Annotated in this window: 14 protein-coding genes and 3 pseudogenes; 10 read left to right on the top strand and 7 right to left on the bottom strand. The window is 34.6% G+C overall.

Going from position 1 to position 16,536, the window contains the following annotated elements; genetic code table 11:
• Positions 1-11 precede the first annotated feature (11 nt).
• Positions 12-1,649 carry a methionine--tRNA ligase gene (metG, locus tag L0Z58_RS01750; RefSeq protein ID WP_010962530.1) on the bottom strand — a complete coding sequence of 546 codons (1,638 nt, stop codon included), beginning with the start codon at positions 1,647-1,649 and terminating at the stop codon, positions 12-14.
• Positions 1,650-1,806: 157 nt separating this feature from the next.
• Between metG and L0Z58_RS01745 the strand changes: the two genes are divergently transcribed.
• On the top strand, positions 1,807-2,229 hold the full coding sequence (locus tag L0Z58_RS01745; protein ID WP_233395601.1) for a TrbC/VirB2 family protein: 423 nt from the start codon (positions 1,807-1,809) through the stop codon (positions 2,227-2,229).
• 11 nt (positions 2,230-2,240) lie between these two features.
• Here the strand turns inward: L0Z58_RS01745 and ubiG are convergent, their stop codons facing one another.
• On the bottom strand, positions 2,241-3,416 hold the full coding sequence (gene ubiG / locus L0Z58_RS01740) for a bifunctional 2-polyprenyl-6-hydroxyphenol methylase/3-demethylubiquinol 3-O-methyltransferase UbiG (protein WP_010962529.1): 1,176 nt from the start codon (positions 3,414-3,416) through the stop codon (positions 2,241-2,243).
• Positions 3,417-3,611: 195 nt separating this feature from the next.
• Here ubiG and L0Z58_RS06890 point away from each other — a divergent pair.
• From L0Z58_RS06890 to L0Z58_RS01725, 4 genes and pseudogenes are all read left to right on the top strand, one after another.
• Positions 3,612-3,701, top strand: a pseudogene (locus tag L0Z58_RS06890) (WPE palindromic element domain-containing protein); the annotation flags it as partial.
• Between the two features lie 615 nt (positions 3,702-4,316).
• Entirely contained in the window at positions 4,317-6,065 is a 1,749-nt protein-coding gene (gene dnaG / locus L0Z58_RS01735; RefSeq protein ID WP_010082533.1) for a DNA primase, read from the top strand.
• A gap of 237 nt (positions 6,066-6,302) precedes the next feature.
• Positions 6,303-7,385: a Fic family protein gene (locus L0Z58_RS01730; RefSeq protein WP_010082532.1), complete on the top strand. Its 1,083-nt coding sequence runs from the start codon at positions 6,303-6,305 to the stop codon at positions 7,383-7,385.
• A 201-nt stretch (positions 7,386-7,586) separates the two neighbouring features.
• Positions 7,587-8,669, top strand: coding sequence for an efflux RND transporter periplasmic adaptor subunit (locus tag L0Z58_RS01725; RefSeq protein WP_010962527.1), 1,083 nt, complete (start codon positions 7,587-7,589; stop codon positions 8,667-8,669).
• Between the two features lie 57 nt (positions 8,670-8,726).
• Here the strand turns inward: L0Z58_RS01725 and L0Z58_RS07020 are convergent.
• The 4 genes and pseudogenes from L0Z58_RS07020 to L0Z58_RS01690 all read right to left on the bottom strand — a co-directional run bounded on the left by L0Z58_RS07020 (position 8,727) and on the right by L0Z58_RS01690 (position 11,319).
• A pseudogene (locus L0Z58_RS07020) lies at positions 8,727-9,867 on the bottom strand (IS3 family transposase).
• 79 nt (positions 9,868-9,946) lie between these two features.
• On the bottom strand, positions 9,947-10,261 hold the full coding sequence (locus L0Z58_RS01700; protein WP_010962526.1) for an FtsB family cell division protein: 315 nt from the start codon (positions 10,259-10,261) through the stop codon (positions 9,947-9,949).
• A 49-nt stretch (positions 10,262-10,310) separates the two neighbouring features.
• The gene (gene ykgO, locus L0Z58_RS01695) at positions 10,311-10,439 is read right to left on the bottom strand and encodes a type B 50S ribosomal protein L36 (protein ID WP_006279631.1); all 129 of its coding nucleotides are present in this window, start codon (positions 10,437-10,439) and stop codon (positions 10,311-10,313) included.
• 49 nt (positions 10,440-10,488) lie between these two features.
• A complete protein-coding gene (locus tag L0Z58_RS01690) occupies positions 10,489-11,319 on the bottom strand; it encodes a pyruvate, water dikinase regulatory protein (protein ID WP_006280267.1) in 831 nt (276 codons plus the stop codon).
• Between the two features lie 135 nt (positions 11,320-11,454).
• On the opposite strand from L0Z58_RS01690, the gene ccmC reads away from it, so the two are divergent.
• Genes ccmC through L0Z58_RS01675 form a run of 3 tightly spaced genes read left to right on the top strand, consistent with a single transcriptional unit; the run spans position 11,455 to position 12,590 of the window.
• Entirely contained in the window at positions 11,455-12,165 is a 711-nt protein-coding gene (gene ccmC, locus L0Z58_RS01685) for a heme ABC transporter permease CcmC (RefSeq protein WP_010962525.1), read from the top strand.
• Positions 12,166-12,173: 8 nt separating this feature from the next.
• On the top strand, positions 12,174-12,344 hold the full coding sequence (locus L0Z58_RS01680; RefSeq protein ID WP_022626249.1) for a hypothetical protein: 171 nt from the start codon (positions 12,174-12,176) through the stop codon (positions 12,342-12,344).
• A 21-nt stretch (positions 12,345-12,365) separates the two neighbouring features.
• On the top strand, positions 12,366-12,590 hold the full coding sequence (locus tag L0Z58_RS01675; protein WP_227738632.1) for a GNAT family N-acetyltransferase: 225 nt from the start codon (positions 12,366-12,368) through the stop codon (positions 12,588-12,590).
• A 51-nt stretch (positions 12,591-12,641) separates the two neighbouring features.
• On the opposite strand, the gene L0Z58_RS01670 is transcribed toward L0Z58_RS01675, so the two are convergent.
• On the bottom strand, positions 12,642-14,237 hold the full coding sequence (locus tag L0Z58_RS01670; protein ID WP_010962524.1) for a hypothetical protein: 1,596 nt from the start codon (positions 14,235-14,237) through the stop codon (positions 12,642-12,644).
• 180 nt (positions 14,238-14,417) lie between these two features.
• On the opposite strand from L0Z58_RS01670, the gene L0Z58_RS01665 reads away from it, so the two are divergent.
• Together L0Z58_RS01665 and L0Z58_RS01660 are read left to right on the top strand one after the other, a co-directional pair.
• Positions 14,418-15,695 carry an adenylosuccinate synthase gene (locus L0Z58_RS01665; RefSeq protein ID WP_010962523.1) on the top strand — a complete coding sequence of 426 codons (1,278 nt, stop codon included), beginning with the start codon at positions 14,418-14,420 and terminating at the stop codon, positions 15,693-15,695.
• 103 nt (positions 15,696-15,798) lie between these two features.
• Positions 15,799-16,527 (top strand): annotated as a pseudogene (locus L0Z58_RS01660) (IS5 family transposase).
• The last annotated feature ends 9 nt before the right edge of the window (positions 16,528-16,536 follow it).

The raw sequence follows: 16,536 nt of genomic DNA, 5'->3' as shown, positions 1-16,536 counted from the left end.
TAGTTTTTACACTATTTCTCCTCTTTAGCATCAACCCTCAAAAAAACCGGCGTAGGTTTAGGCAATGTTATGCCTGAACTTACGCACGCGTCGCACAAAGATTTTAAATCTCGTTGTTCTTTCGGAATTTGCAGTTGATTTAGTATCATCTCTGCTGACTTGGGAACGATTGGCTGCAATAAAATGCCTATTATCCTGATATATTCCAGTAACTTGTAAATTACTAAATTCATGCGCTCTCTGTCAGTTTTGCTTAGTGTCCAGGGTGCACTTTTGTCTATGTAGGCATTTGCTTCAGAAGAGATGTTGATGATTAGAAGTATGATATGGTTAAATTCATACTTTGATAGGTGATTCATCACTTGATCGAGTATAGCTTTGCAACCTGGAAGACTTTCTTCACCTTTAAGTAGGCTTTGATCGATTGTTGGTACAATTCCAGAACATTGCTTGTGTAAAAATGAAATTGTTCTTTGTACTAAATTGCCTATGTTGTTTGCCAGTTCTGAATTTATCCGGCTGATCATATTTTTCTTACTAAAGTTGCCATCTTGGCCGAAGCTTGCTTCCCTGAGGAGAAAATAGCGTAGCTGATCAACACCAAACTCTTGAGCGAGGCCAATTGGATCTATGACATTACCAAGGGACTTGGATATTTTCTCTCCCTCGTTCAACCACCAACCATGAACTGCAATTTGTTTTGGCAGTGGCAGGTCTGCTGCAAGGAGAATCGCTGGCCAATATACAGCATGAAAGCGCAATATGTCTTTACCGATTACATGAACGTTGAAAGAGTTGTCAGCTAGGTTTGCAGCGCTTGACACTGGAATCTGCGTTTTCCCTTGGTTTGGTGTCATTCCAGTGCTTGACACTGGAATCTGTGTTTCTGGTTCTGCCCAAAACCTCTTATATTCCTCACCTTCAGTACTAGGGAAACCTATTGATGTAAGATAATTGGTTAATGCATCTATCCAGACATAGATTACGTGTTTGCCATTACCTGGTACTTTTATTCCCCAGTTAAAACTAGTGCGAGAGATTGAGAGGTCAATGAGCCCTGATCTTACAAACGATATCACTTCATTTCTTCTGCTCTCAGGAAAGATAAAACTTGGCTGATTTTTATAGAGTTCCAGTAATTTTTCTTGCCAGTTTGATAAGCGAAAAAAGTAACTCTCTTCTTTTATCCACTGGACCTCAGCACCTGTTGGTGCTTTGCCATCTATCAGCTCTGACTCCTGATAAAATGCTTCATCACGAACTGAATACCAACCCGAATAGGAATCCAAATATATTTGCCCTCTCTCTTCAAGTCTATTCCATAAAGCTATAACTGCTTTTTTGTGACGTTCCTCCGTAGTGCGAATAAAATCGTCATACTCAAAATTCATGAACTTAGCCAATTCTTTAAATGAAACGCTCACTTCATCTGTAAATTCTTTTGGCTGCATTTCCTTTGCTTTAGCTGCTTTTTCTATTTTTTGTCCATGTTCATCTGTACCAGTGGTAAATTTGACATTTTTCCCAGCTAGTTTCATGAACCTTGCCACCACGTCACACAAGAGAGAAGTGTATGCATGACCAATATGCGGCTTATCGTTTACGTAATATACTGGCGTGGTGATGTAAAAGTTCTCGAATTGTTCCATGGTTTAGCATTTTGATAAAAATCAACTGAGTTAATTATAGTATTAAAAAGGCAGTAATAAATAAATATTGATTGGGTTAAGCATAATTTTTGAAAAAAGCTATTTACTGAAATTTTATTAAAATAAGAAACAATCAGGCATGATTATTGAAAGAACAATGAGAAATTTTCTTGTAATTCTATTTATAGTTTTCTATGCATTTGATGCACACGCTGATGGAGCAACAGATGTAATGTGTAATGTAATAGGTTACGTTCATGGAATAGGTGGACCAATGATTACAGTGGTAATAATTGGTTCAAGCTTACTTGCAATATTTGGCAGAATGCCTTGGCCTGCACTTTTCGCACTGGGTATGTTTGTTGCTGTGTTTTTTGGTGCTCCTCAAATTGTAACAAAGGTAACAGAAAAAGAAGTTTGTTGTCTTTTTAAAGGTCAAACCTTGGAGAATGGAAAGTGTGTTGCTGCTCCTGGATATGAACGTGTAGGTACAGGTTATGCTTGTCGTTCCGGTTGGGCGCTAACTAATAAAGGCTACTGTATAAAAGCTGGCCAAGATCCTTCAAAGTATTGGAAGTGAAAATGGTGCTTTTATAGAGTTAAATCTAACAAACCGCAGAGTATATAATTAACATCCACGCCTTTAGTTAGATTCCACTCACGCTTTATTACGTTGTACTCCATGCCAGCCATGTTTTGCAGCGTTACATTATTTTCTCTTAAGTGATTTGCAATTTCTGACGGCTTGAGAAATTTATTCCAGTTATGTGTACCTTTTGGCAGCCAATTTAATATGTACTCTGCACCAATTATTGCAAGACAAAAGGATTTAATAGTTCTATTTATTGTGGATATAAAGATTAACCCCTCCGGTTTTAGCAGTTCTATCGCTTTTTTCATGAAAAGCTCTAAATTATCCACATGTTCAACTACTTCCATCAGCAGAACCACGTCGTACTTCTTGTCATTGCTTAGCTCTTCAATGCTGGTGTGTATATATTCTATATTTAACCCTACTTTTTTTGCATGTGAATGCGCTACTTTTATGTTTTCTTCACATACATCTATTCCCACAACGTTAATGCCAACGCGTGCCATTGACTCTGACAAAATGCCACCACCGCATCCAACATCAAGCAATGATAATTCTTTCAAATTGCATTTTTTTAACTCTTTTATTTTCTCAATAATGTAAGATACTCTAACAGGATTCATTATGTGCAATGGTTTGAATTTGCCGTTCTCATCCCACCACTGGCCTGCCATTTTAGCGAATTTTGATATTTCATCTTCGTTATAAGTTTTTGTTTTTTTTTTCTTAGAGGTTATATTGCTGAGTTTATCAAGGCGTTTTTTATGTCTGCTTTCTTTTGAAAATTCTGTTTCGAGGAATTGTTTGACTATGTCTTTTGCTAATCCACTCGCAGTAAATCCTGCACCAAGACACAGTACATTTGCGTTGCCATGCTCGCGAGCTAATTTTGCGATCTCAACACTGTTACATAAAGCAGCGTAGATTCCTTCAAAACGATTTGCCACAGTACTCATGCCCAAACCTGTACCACAAATTAATATCCCATAATTTGCTTTTTTGCTTGTTATATCTTCTACAACTTTAACAGCATAGTTTGGGTAATCTACACACTTTTGCTTAGCAGTGCAGCCTTGATCTACTACTCTGTAACCTAGGGCTTCCAGGTAAGGTTTTATTTCTGATTTTAATTCATAACCAGCATGATCTGAGGCAATTGATACTATACCTAACATATAAGAAATAAGGACATTTTATATGGGTTTGAACTTTCTGTCAAGTCATTCAATGCTTCTGACCTTTTGGGAGTTCTAAAGCTATAGCTAAGGTTTTCCTACGTCATACCGCAATTCATTCCACAACTGTACGAACATTGTGATTTGAGAATAATCTCCGCCAGGAAGGGTGTCATCCCAGTGCTTTGGCACTGAGATCCAGAAAACTTAATTTTAAATAAGTACACCAGATAGCTGTATAATAAGAACTGGATTCCAGTGTCAAGCACTGGAATGACACCTTCTGTATAAATATTAAGAAATTTACCAAACGAAAAAAAAGGCAAAAGAAGCCCCGTGGTTGGCTAATTACTTACATTATACTTTCAAGTATGGCGTTTTTTTATTCTAAACACTTAATAACCGCGATTTAGCTGCTTTTAAGCCGCAACTAATCTAAATTATAAACGTTAAGAAATTTACTAAACAGAAAAAAAGGCAAAAGAAACCCTAGGGTAGCTAGTTATTCACTATCCATTTTTTAAGTTGGCGTTTTTTAATGTTTTAAATGCTTTATAAGCGTATTTCAGCTTTTGTAGGTCAAAACCCGGAAATTTGATAAAGACATAAGGTGCACATAGTGCAAAAAATTAAACATGAGACGCCAGATACGTTGAGTTTTTTTGTCATTTAATCTGTACAGAGAAGATAAATAAATAGCTTCAGTTTCATGATAAGGGCGCTGGCGAGGTTTGTCAAGGAAGTTTTTTGTTTCTGTGGGCTACCTGGATGACAGGATTGCTCTTGAATTTGTATAGCTACATTGTCGGTAAATCCAAATTGCTTTAGTTATAGAAATAAATTTCGAGTCAGATGTGTATAAATTCTATATAATTTTTATCCTACTACTAATTTAACAAGATGGATCATATAGATATTATAAAATCAAAATTATTATTATCCGACCTAGTAGGTAAAAAAGTCAGATTAATAAAAAGAGGAGATAGTTTTGTTGGGCTCTGTCCATTTCATAACGAAAAAACCCCATCTTTTTCGGTGAGCAATACTAAGGGGTTATATTACTGTTTTGGTTGCTTGGCTAGTGGTGATGCATTTGAATTTATTTCACAAACTGAAGGATTAAGCTTTAAAGAAGCATTGGAAAAATTAGCATCGGTTACAGGTGTTGAACTGCCCAAAAATCTTAGTATTACCAAAGAGGACAATAAACTATTTTTAGCGCTTGATTTAGCTGCAAATTGGTTTGCACAAAAAAATCAAGGTGTTGTAGATTATTTAAAGCAGCGTAAGATTTTACCTAAAATCATAGATAAATTTAAGATAGGTTATGCACCAAGCTCTGGTTTGAAAGAGTATTTAAACTCTTCAGGTATTGAAGACAAAATTTTAATTGATATTGGATTAGTAAACAAAAATTTTCATGATTATTTTTATGACCGGCTGATATTTCCTATACAGAGCATTGCAGGGAGAGTTATTGGTTTTGGCGGACGTGCGCTAAGTTCTGAGCAACAGCCGAAATATTTAAACAGTCCAGAGAGTCAGCTCTTCAAGAAGAGGGAGAATTTATACGGATTAAACTTTGCTTTAAGCGAAATACGTAAAAAACAGCACATACTCGTTGTTGAAGGATATATGGACGCTATAGCGCTACATCAAGCGGGAATTAGTAATGCAGTTGCTCCGCTTGGTACCGCAATTTCTGCAGAACAGATAAAAAATCTATGGAGATTTGCTAAAGAAATCTCCATCTGTATGGATGGCGATAGTGCTGGACGTCATGCTGCTACTCGAGTTGCAGAACTTGCTCTGCTAATATTAGAGCCTGGATACACGTTAAAGTTTGTGACTTTGCCGAGTAATAAAGATCCATACGATATATGTAACGAACTGGAATACAAGAAAGAAGACGTGTTGACTGCTCTTGACCATTCAACAAAACTGCATTCTGAATATTTATGGCATCACATAATCGATAGCAATTTGCAAAATTATGAAAAACTTGCTCCGGAAAAATATTCAATTCTTGAGCACAAGTTCATGGAATATGTAAATACTATTAGCAACAGCAGTATTAGAAGGTATTACAGAGATTATTTTTACAATAAGGCTAGTGAACTAAGAAGTAGCTTCAAAAAACAGATTTTTAATAGTAAAACTAGAGCAACAAAAGGTGAGTATCTTCATAACAAGTCTCCAGAGCTAATTGAAGCAGAGCAAAATCAGGCCGTAATTTTGCGTATAGCCGTAGAATTTCCTGAAATCTTGAACCGTCCTATATTTTTTGAGCAATTTTCTCATTTTGAATTTACTAATGAGATGAAAAGATTACAACAGCGTATAATTGATGTAATAAGTAACAAAAGCAACCTCGATAAAGAGGCTTTGTTACAAGAATTGAAACAGTTTAACGTTATAAAGTATGTATTTGAAAAAACTAGTGTACTAAATAGCCAACTGAACGAGAGAAAATCTGCAGAAATTGTGTGGAATAATATAGTGTTACTAAAAGAGTTAAATGCATTACGAAAAGAAAGAACCGAAGCGAGGCTGAGCGGTAATCTTGACTTAGAGGAAAGGTTGATAGAACAAATAAAGCAAATAGAAAGCAGTATACAAGAAATGCAAATGGAGTTTATTGAAAAGTAGATATCGTCTCGTTAGTCAACAAGAAAATTACAAAATAAGACAATATTTTACATAAGATTGAAATTTTTAACTAATTAAGCCTTCCTCTAACAGCTTTGCCCTGTAGTTTTTGATATGGTTAGGATCACTTGAAAATGTATAATTTTTGTAGTTAGCTCTGCTGTGCATATAAAGTTTACTATTGACTTTTATCACATTATCTCACATTATCTCACATAATATGCATGTGAGAAGAATATGAACTGGAAGAATTTTCGTCTTAGTACGCGTCTCAACCTAGAAGGGCCTGTAATTGAGCAAGTGTACGAGTTAATTACTGCAGTTGATAGTGTTAAAAATAGCTGGCAGATAACGAAAAAACTACTACCACAAACAATTGAAAGATTAACTCATTCAGTTATTGTTACATCTTCTGGCGCTTCTAACCGTATTGAAGGAAATCGTCTAACCGATAAAGAAGTTGAGGATCTATATAAAAACCTACGTGTCAAAAAATTTAAAAATAGAGATGAGCAAGAAATTGCTGGCTACTTAGAAATGCTTACACTAATATTTCATGATTATACGGATATTCCAATTAGTGAGTCATCAATATTGCACATTAACAACCAGATGCTACTTTATAGTGAAAAAGATTTGTATCATAGAGGAAAATACAAAGCAAGTTCTAATAGAGTTGAGGCAAAAGATCAGAATGGAAAAGTTGTTGGTATAATTTTTGATCCCACACCACCTTACCTTGTTAGAAAGGAAGTACAAGAGCTTATTGATTGGTATCACTGGTCCTTAAATAATAAATTTAAGCATCCTCTTATTATTATTGCTAACTTTGTTTTTGAGTATCTGGCAATACACCCTTTTCAAGATGGGAATGGCAGAACTAGTAGATTGATGACTAATTTAATGCTGTTGCAGCAGGGTTATGATTTTGTATCTATTGTATCACATGAAAAGATAATTGAAACTAACAAACTTGATTACTATTTAGCGCTTAATAAAACACAAAGTAGCTGGAAAAGTGGCAAAGAAGATATTTCCCCGTGGTTAATATTTTTTCTTAATGTACTCAAAACGCAAGCAAATGAGGCGCATTATATTCTTGAGAGGGAGAATACTGAATATTTATTATCAAGAAAACAATTGTTCTTCTGGGAATGGGCACTTAGCCTTGCAGATAAAGAATTTAGTAGAAAAGATGCTATAGAAGCTCTAGGATTTCCTCCAAGAACAGTAGAGGCAATTACAAAGAAACTGCTAGGGATGAAATACTTACAGCGTCTTGGAGAAGGCAAAGCCACTAGATATAAAGTTATTATTTAAAAGTTTTAGTATGTTTTTCGAGATTTTTTTAAATCCAGTCTTATGCACAACTTTGTTTGCAATTTTATTCGATTAAAAATTGCATTTTAGCAATAAAAAACTTACTTATTGTAGGAAAATCTTGTGTTTGTTCTCATATAAAACTATTTATGGAGTGACAATGGTACATGTATTATACTTACATTTCTGATTCGAAAATTTATGCAGTTGTTTCTAACAAGATTGATCAACAAATTCTATTGTTTAAAGATGAGAAATAAAGTAATCATCATTTCCAGTATTGCTTTTATTCTACTGTTTTTTATCAGCAGTGCATTTTTAAAAAAAGATCAGGCGGTTCATAGCGATAATGCAACTAGTAGCTTTTCAGTAAAAACTCAAGAATGTGCGCCGCAAAACCGCACTATATATTTAAATTTTTCTGGTACAGTAAATCCCTTACATAGAGCTAGCCTTGTCTCAAAAATAAGTGGTAAGATTATTGCTATTTATTTACCTGATGGTGAAAAGGTAAAAAGAGATGATGTAGTGTTAAAGATAGAAGATTATGACAGGATTGAGCAAGCTCAGAAAGCCAAAGCTTTATTAAAGCAGCGTGAAATTGAGTATGATTCCTCTCACAAACTGAATAAAAAAGGCTATGGGGCACAAATACAAGTAGAAGCAGCTTTTACTGCGTTACAAAGTGCAAAAGCTGACCTAAAAAGGCTAGAATTGGATTTAGAAAATACTGCAGTCACATCTCCTATAGATGGTTATATTGATAAAATCAATGCAAACGAAGGGGATTTTGTTAATGCTGGGCAAAAAATAGCTGACGTGGTTAATTTCGATCAAATTCTTGTAGTGTTATACGTTTCGGAAAATGAAGTAAATAAAATAGAGCTAGGCAGCACAGCTCAAATTAATTTGCTGGACGGAAAAGAATTGGCAGGTGAAGTAAGTTTTATTAGTAAAATTGCTGAGCCTAAAACTGGGTCTTATAGGGTAGAAGTAAAGGTAACTAATAATAAAATGATATCCTTGCAGGGACTAACTGCCAACGTAAGGCTACCTTCAGGCGAAAGATTTGCATATAAAGTTCCTTCTTCAGCCCTGAGCTTAAGTGACGAGGGTGCTCTTGGAATAAAGATTGTTGATGACAATAATTATGTAGTATTTGCACCAATAGAAATTGTTGATCATGAGAGCGATGGGGTTTGGATAGTAGCAAATAACGAAGATAAACCCATAAAGTTAATAGTATTGGGCCACCTATTTGTTAAGCCTGGTGATAAGGTTTAAGACATAAGATCCTTTGACCTTACCCAGAAAAAGTGGAGAGAAAGTGTGGAATGTTTTTTACAAAAAGAATGATGCATCAAATTGTTCTGGAATGCAATAGTTAATAGTGACGTTGTTTGTTATAAAAAATTTCTATGTATTCAAATATTGCAGTTCTAGTTTGTTGAGCAGAGTGTTGTGAAGTATCAATAAGTATTTCTCTTTTCAATGAGCTAAAGAAGCTTTCTGCAACAGAATTGTCGTAACAACAGCCTTTATTACTCATCTATATTCTTTACAGCTAAGAGATATTGATACCCTTGCGCAGTATATTGTGAACCTTGGTCACTGTGCAGCAAGAGATATTGATACCCTTGCGCAGTATATTGTGAACCTTGGTCACTGTGCAGCAGTAGATTTTTAACAGGTTTACGCCTATTAATGGCCATTAATAAAGAGTTCATAACCAATTGTTTATTTATTGCACTACTCATTAACTACCATACGTGAGAATTATTGCTGCCAAATATAGCCATCCCTCCTTGGTTTTGATGTAAGTAATCCCATACTTTATTTGGTTGATCAACAATAAAGTTTTGATCTAGTATATTGGGAGCTACAGCTCTATTATCTGTTTGTTGTTTTTTAATTTTAAACTTTCTTCTCAGTATAGCCCTGATGTCATTTTTCTGCATAATACTTTGCACCGTTTTCAAATTGCAACTTTTACCCAAAGCCTTCAATTCAGCATGAATTTTAGGAGCTCCATATCTACATTTAGAAACTTGATATATTTTTTGAATAGCTGCGAGTAGCTCTTTATTTGCTGATTCTCTACTGCTTATTTTTCTTGTGGTCCACTTATAGTAGCCACTAGCAGAAAATCCTACATAATTCCTGTACTTTATAGCAGTTACTATATAAAAAAATATTTTACTCTTTTTGACTGGCCAGGGCTTTTTTTTAAATGTCTCTTTCCCTTGTTACTCTTGCTTTGTAAATCAAACCTCTCTTTGTCGTAAGGAGCCATGTTACCTCTACCTGGAAATGCATTTGCCGCTGACTTTTTTTCGTTATATTTCTTCATCCATTTTCCTAATACACTATCCCTTATTCCTAGATCTCTTGCTACTTTTGCAACTGGTTGACCTACCTTTTTTTGTTCATTTGCCAGTTTAACAGCTTCCAATTTGAATTCTGCTGTATATTCTCTTACCATTTCTAATCCTCCAAAATTTTATTTTACCCAAAAAAACTCTTTTCTTTCTCTCCACTTTTTCTGGGTAAGGTCACTACTGCTATTCCACGTCAAGAACAACCATAAGTTCATTAGGGTTCACATAACCTAAAGCATTTTTTGCTTGCTCATCAAGCAGATCTAAATCTAAGCTTTTTTCATATAAGCCAAATACTTTGTTGTCCAACTTTTCCTTTTCAGAAGAGACATCCTTTAGCAAAAGTTTATTGTACTCGATTTCTTTTTTTAAATCGATTAACGTCAATAAGCCACGTTTACCTGTAATTGTGCTAATGCTGAAATATAATGTAAGGGAAGAAATGAGTAAGGCTGCGCTTAAACACAGTAATTTTTGCTTCTTTTTAGATATAAGCACCGTACTTTCACATATAAAAAATATATAACATGAAAAGGTGAACAAAAAGCTAAGAACCTTGACGCGCTTTACACCTTGGCTTTACCTTATTTATAATGTAAATCTTACCACCCCTTTTCACAACTTTACAATTTTTATCTCTGTTACGATGAGATTTTAGCGACCCTTTGACTTTCATATCTATAGTAAGAATTAAATTACTTTACATTATAATCACTTATCAAGAGTTAGTCAATTGATAACATTTTATTAAAATATTGTATAATTGTTGCTGATACTTCTTCGATCGACTTTTGCGTGACATCGATAATTGGCCAGTTATTCTGTTTAAAGAGCTCCTCTGCTTCTTTAATTTCCTTTTCTACTTTCTCAGGGTTAGCATATATATTATTATCTTCGTTGTTAATTGAAGTAAGTCTATTTTTGCGTATTTCTATTAGCCTACTTACGTCTATTGTTACCCCTATCGTTAGTTTATTTTTTAATTTTGCCAAGTCAACATAAAAGGGTACTCCACTAACAAAAGGAATATTTGCAACTTTATAGCCTCGGTAAGCTAAATACGTACTGGTGGGAGATTTTGATGTACGTGAAACTCCAACCAAAATTATATCTGCTTTATCAATATCTTGAATATTTTGTCCATCATCATGATTAATAGTGTAGTTTATTGCCTCAATGCGCTGAAAATATTCGTTATTTATCTCAGTATGCAAGTCAAGCTTTTCGTCTTTTTCAATTTCAAGATAAGACGAAATTTCTCTAATAATATGTGATAATATTGCTCTATAGGGAATTTTCAACTTTATACAGTTATCTTTTAGATATTTTCTTAGCTCATCATCAGTAATAGTGCATATAACAAAATTATGCTCATCACTTTTCCTATTAATTTCCTCCAGAATTTTGTCAATCTGCTCTTCTCCTTTTACAAAAGACCAAACATATTCGATCGTTTCTACAGAACGAAAGTGTTTCAGAGCTGATTTTGCAACTGATATAACAGTTTCACCACTTGAATCTGATACTAAGTGTAGATTAAGCTTTTTAAGGGTCATATACTAAAAATAATAGCTAGCAATCTGCTACTGAAATTATGCTAATTTGTTGACCTACGTAAATATAGAAAAACTATCCTGTTGATAAAACTCAAACTAATTGGTAAATTCTTAACACAATTATTCTCAAAACGAATGTTTTTATTAAAGCCTACAAATTTCTCTTATTTTTCTAAGAAAGCTCTACCTTGGCTTGGGGTTATTTGTTTCGCATGTTTTTTAATTGGAATGTCTTTGGCGTTATTCTTCTCTCCAGAAGATTATAAACAAGGAGAAATTGTACGAATCATGTACATTCATGTGCCTTCTGCATGGCTTGCTCTTGGAATATATGGATTAATTGCATCACTTGGTTTCATTTCATTGGTATGGAACAATAGCATTGCTAGTGTCTTGGCACATGCTGCTGCTCCTGCAGGGACAGTCTTTTCGGCAATATGCTTAATCACAGGCAGCATCTGGGGAAAAGGAACCTGGGGCACTTGGTGGGTATGGGATGCAAGGCTTACTTCAATGCTGATTTTATTTTTCCTATATGTTGGCTACCTTTCATTGTGGAGCGCTTTTGATAATGAAGCGAGGGCAGAAAAATCAGCAGCAGTATTTGCCATCTTTAGTGCTATAAATATTCCTATAGTAAAATTTTCCGTGAATTTATGGTCCACTCTCCATCAGCCAGCAAGCATTTTGAGAAAAGGTGGAATAGCAATAGAAAGTTCCCTGCTGTTGCCACTGGTTGCAATGTTTATGTTTTGTGCCACATTTTTTTTAGTAGTGTGGATACTGTATTCACTTTACTTAATTAATTTATATAAGATAAAGAGAGAAATCAGTATGCGGTATTAGGCCGAGAGATGAAAATAGAACACACCACATCACCAAGTAGCAAAGACATTGAATTCCTACTCAAAAAGATTAATGAAGAAACCGTTGATAAAGGTACGTGTAACCCATTTGCTTTTTTTATTCGCGATGATACTGAACAAATTATTGTAGGTTGTAGCGGTTTTGTTATCTATGGTTGAATTTACACTGACTTGCTTTGGGTGCACTCTGATTATAGAAGAAAAGGTATGGGAAAGCAGCTAATGGAAGAAGTTCATGATTATGGTCGTGAGATGCACTGTAAAATAGCAACCGTTGCAACCATGAATTTTCAAAAAGCGAAAGTATTTTATGAAAAGCTTGGGTATAAGTGTGATCTTGTACGTCCAGGGTATGTTAACATGTATATTTTTGAAGAAAGTGTTGTGAGATGCACTGTAAAATAGCAACCGTTGTAACCATGAACTCTAAAATATTTAAAGAGCCTACTAATATCTTTAAGGTAAATGTTCATGTGATTCCGCAGAATAATTCTGTTTTTTGATTCTATCTGTCCATTTATCATTTTCTATATCTTGTTTGTTGGTTGCTTTTTTTTCTTGCTCAACAATTGCCTTATCTATCTCCTTATGAATTGCATTAATCGCACCTCCTTTTTTGTATACTTCGCTTTTCCCTTCAATAATTAACTTAATAAAAGTATTTACAACAGACTGCACTTGATTATGATTAACCTGACCTTTTGTCAAAGAAGGTAAAGAGCCTAATTCCATCAATACTTCTGGTGCTGTTTTATCTTGAGTGGAAAGTCCTAAATTATCTGCTACTTTACTTATTAATAACTCTCTGTGTTCTTTATTATCTTCCAATTTAGCATAATCACTCAATAGATCTATAACGGTAGATACTCTGACTTCAACAACATCATCAACATCTTCATCTTCTAGAGCAACTCCTGACCCCAATAACCTCTCTCTGAGATTTTCGCTTAAAAGATTGATAAATTCTTCATTTGCATCTGATCCTGTGGTTGATATTGTACCATCTAAATAGTTACTTTGAGCACCGAAGCCATGCTCTATTTGTATTTTTGTCTCAGGTTTAAATCCTAATTTTGCACAGAATTTCTGAAAATATTCTTTAATAATGTCAAACAAGCTCTTGCCATTATCTTTATAATTTTTTAACTCTTTAGGAGTAGTAAGTGACAATTTACCATCTCTGTATGTTACAAAGTCTTCACCATTGTGAGATTCAATTGTAAATTCCAATGAACTAGACAGATTACATATCTTATCGCCATGCATAACTTGATTTTTAACAGAGAGTATTGGTAGCCTCATATCAGATCTAATTCTCACATTATTTTGGTTAGCACAATCAATATTTATTACTTTTTTAGGATTTTCTACTATGAACGACTGTCCAAGTGCAAGTTGGGTTTGTATAAATGGAGCAGCCTCATACCCTGCTTGATTACAATTGGTAACTAGCTCTTCTAAAATAGCATCACTTGGAACTTCTGCCCCAGCGTATCTGAACATTTTTTTGAAAACTTCTTTTGCAAAGGAACGGTAATCCTTGTTTTCATCTTTCTCTGTTGGTAATAGATGGATATACCTTTGGCCAGCATTGTAAAATTCTTCAAATTCTTTCTTATATGAATCGGTTTTTTGATGATTGGCAGTTTTGGAATTTTCACAGTGATTTTTCCATAGCTCACCCAATGCATTACTTACAAGCTCTTTCTCAATATCTTCAAGTACTGAAGCAACAAAAGCTTTGCCATGATCCGTATCTATTTCTCTTGTTCCTTTTTTGTTAAATATTTCGTCATTATATATATCATCACTATTAAAAAGTTCGCTTTTGCGGTGCTTAGCTCCTTCCTTAAATGCAATGATAAGATTTTTATCTATTTCTTTTCCGTTAATAATAAAATTCATCCTTTGAAAATCTAAGAACATTGTTTCACCGGAATTCGCTAATTTATTATCTTGATCTGCTCTTAATTTACTAAAATTGAACTCTTTAGCTGTGGCCTTTAATCTAACTACTGGACTCTTATTATTTTTTCCTTTTGTCTCTTTCATAAATAACACCTTACTGTAAATATGCTGTAAGTTATATCATATAATGATGAATAATTTGGTAATATATTAAGAAAATCGACAGTATATTTCTTTATTTAAGGGGTGTAGGAAAGGCGTAGATTTCTCTTTCCATTTGTAGCGTACTGCATTAATATTTATGTATTAATCTAGAAAATAATGATGAATAACATTGTAATTGTTGGTCTGCAATGGGGTGACGAAGGCAAGGGTAAAATAGTAGATTATCTTTCTGAGAATGCAGATGTAGTTGTGAGATTTCAGGGAGGAAATAATGCAGGGCACACTATAGTAGTAGATGATGAGGTTTATAAATTAAATTTACTGCCCTCTGCTGTTTTGAGGCCAGGCAAAATATCTATCATAGGAAATGGCGTTGCTCTTGATCCACACGCTCTAATCTCAGAAATAGAGTCATTGAAAGTTAAAGGAGTAGACGTAAACTATAACAACTTGATGGTATCCGAGAGCTGTCCATTAATACTTAGCATACATAAGGACAAGGAAAAGCTATTTGAAGATTTAAATGGAAATCACAAAATTGGTACAACAAACAAAGGGATAGGGCCATGTTATGAAGATAAAGTTGGAAGGAGAGCTATACGCCTTTGTGACTTAGAAAACGCAGATGAGCTCAATAAAAGAGTGGATATTCTTTTGAATTACCACAATGCTATCAGGAAAGGCCTTAACTACCAGGTGGTTAAAAAAGAAGAAATATTAAAGGAAATTCAAGAGATTTCAGAAAAAATTCTTTCATATAAAAAACCTGTGTGGAAGATATTAAATGACTTGATGAAAGAAGGTAAGAAAATAATATTTGAAGGTGCCCAAGGCGCATTTTTAGATATCGACCACGGAACTTACCCTTTTGTTACTTCAAGTAATACTGTAGCATCGCAAGCAATAACAGGCTCAGGGTTATCCTCCAATGCTTACATTATTGGTGTGGTAAAAGCTTATACAACAAGAGTGGGCAATGGCCCATTTCCTACTGAGCAGAAAAATGAAGTAGGAGATAGCTTGTTTACTATAGGTAAGGAACTTGGAACAGTGAGCAATAGAAGAAGGCGTTGCGGATGGTTCGATGCAGTTTTAGTGCGCCAGGCCGTACAACTCTCTGGAGTTTCAAGCATTGTATTAACCAAATTAGATGTGCTTAATTCTTTTGATACAATTAAAATATGCACTGGTTACAAGTATAGCGGAAAAATGTATGATTATTTACCCGCATCGCATTCAATACAAGGGGAATTAGAGCCAATATATGAAGAGTTTCCTGGCTGGAAAGAAAACACTCAAGGTAAAAGGTCGATTGAAACATTGCCTATCAATTTAATAAAATATATAGAAGGGTTAGAAAAATTAATAGGTGTACCAATTCATCTAATCTCAACTAGTCCAAAGAGAGAGGATGTTATTAAGCTTAAAGATTTCTGAAAACGTCTTTGTATCTTAGAGCCTGTACGTAATCTCAAAAAAGAGATAAAGTGAGAGGATAAAGTATATAAAGTAGGATATGCGAAGTTTATAACCAAGTGACATAAGTCGAGAAAAGTTTGAGATTATTGTAGCAGATCTGGAATCTTGCAGAAAGAAGACAAAACCAAGAACACTTGATTTACATGATATATTTTGTGGAGTGTTATACGTGTTAAAAAGTGGTTGCCAGTGGAGAATGGTATCAAAAGAGTTCCCAAAATGGCGCAATTGTTACGACTATTTTAAGAAGTGGAGTGAAAAATCAGATGTAAATAAAGAAAGTGTTCTGGAGCTGGTATTAAAAAAAAATAATTGCGACAAAACAATGGTCGGAAAAGCTTCTGCATAATTGATGCACAGAGTATAAAAAATGCAGATACTGCTGAAGCTATGATGCAGGCAAGAAGATTTCAGGGCCGTATTGCAGTAGATACGCAAGCATGCAATTTATACAACAACAGCAGAGATAACTGACCGTAGCAGTGCTGTGAGAATGGTCGAAAATGCAAAAGAAAACCTCTCGGGAGTTAAAAATGTACTGGTTGATGCAGGCTATACTGGAGAGAATTTTGTAACTCAAATAAAAACGATTATTGGTGCAACCGTTGAAGTGATCAAAAGAAATGAATTACGTTCCTTTGTTGTATTGCCCAAAAGATGGGTTGTGGAGCGATCTTTTGCTTGGTTAGAAAAATGTAGAAGATTGTGGAAAAATTGTGAGCGAAAACTCAATACTAGCCTACAAATGGTAGTTCTGGCTTTCACTGCCTTACTTCTGAAAAAATTATGAACAGGCTCT

The organism is Wolbachia endosymbiont of Aedes aegypti, assembly GCF_021496215.1.
GTDB classification, from domain to species: Bacteria; Pseudomonadota; Alphaproteobacteria; order Rickettsiales; family Anaplasmataceae; genus Wolbachia; species Wolbachia pipientis.
This window is presented reverse-complemented; position numbering and strand designations above follow the sequence as displayed.

What these genes read in the sequence shown, in the direction of transcription:
- metG (WP_010962530.1), bottom strand. Translation starts at nt 1,649, where the DNA reads ATGGAACAATTCGAGAACTTTTACATCACCACGCCAGTATATTACGTA.
- L0Z58_RS01745 (WP_233395601.1), top strand. Translation starts at nt 1,807, where the DNA reads ATGAGAAATTTTCTTGTAATTCTATTTATAGTTTTCTATGCATTTGAT.
- ubiG (WP_010962529.1), bottom strand. Translation starts at nt 3,416, where the DNA reads ATGTTAGGTATAGTATCAATTGCCTCAGATCATGCTGGTTATGAATTA.
- dnaG (WP_010082533.1), top strand. Translation starts at nt 4,317, where the DNA reads ATGGATCATATAGATATTATAAAATCAAAATTATTATTATCCGACCTA.
- L0Z58_RS01730 (WP_010082532.1), top strand. Translation starts at nt 6,303, where the DNA reads ATGAACTGGAAGAATTTTCGTCTTAGTACGCGTCTCAACCTAGAAGGG.
- L0Z58_RS01725 (WP_010962527.1), top strand. Translation starts at nt 7,587, where the DNA reads ATGCAGTTGTTTCTAACAAGATTGATCAACAAATTCTATTGTTTAAAG.
- ykgO (WP_006279631.1), bottom strand. Translation starts at nt 10,439, where the DNA reads ATGAAAGTCAAAGGGTCGCTAAAATCTCATCGTAACAGAGATAAAAAT.
- L0Z58_RS01690 (WP_006280267.1), bottom strand. Translation starts at nt 11,319, where the DNA reads ATGACCCTTAAAAAGCTTAATCTACACTTAGTATCAGATTCAAGTGGT.
- ccmC (WP_010962525.1), top strand. Translation starts at nt 11,455, where the DNA reads ATGTTTTTATTAAAGCCTACAAATTTCTCTTATTTTTCTAAGAAAGCT.
- L0Z58_RS01680 (WP_022626249.1), top strand. Translation starts at nt 12,174, where the DNA reads ATGAAAATAGAACACACCACATCACCAAGTAGCAAAGACATTGAATTC.
- L0Z58_RS01670 (WP_010962524.1), bottom strand. Translation starts at nt 14,237, where the DNA reads ATGAAAGAGACAAAAGGAAAAAATAATAAGAGTCCAGTAGTTAGATTA.
- L0Z58_RS01665 (WP_010962523.1), top strand. Translation starts at nt 14,418, where the DNA reads ATGAATAACATTGTAATTGTTGGTCTGCAATGGGGTGACGAAGGCAAG.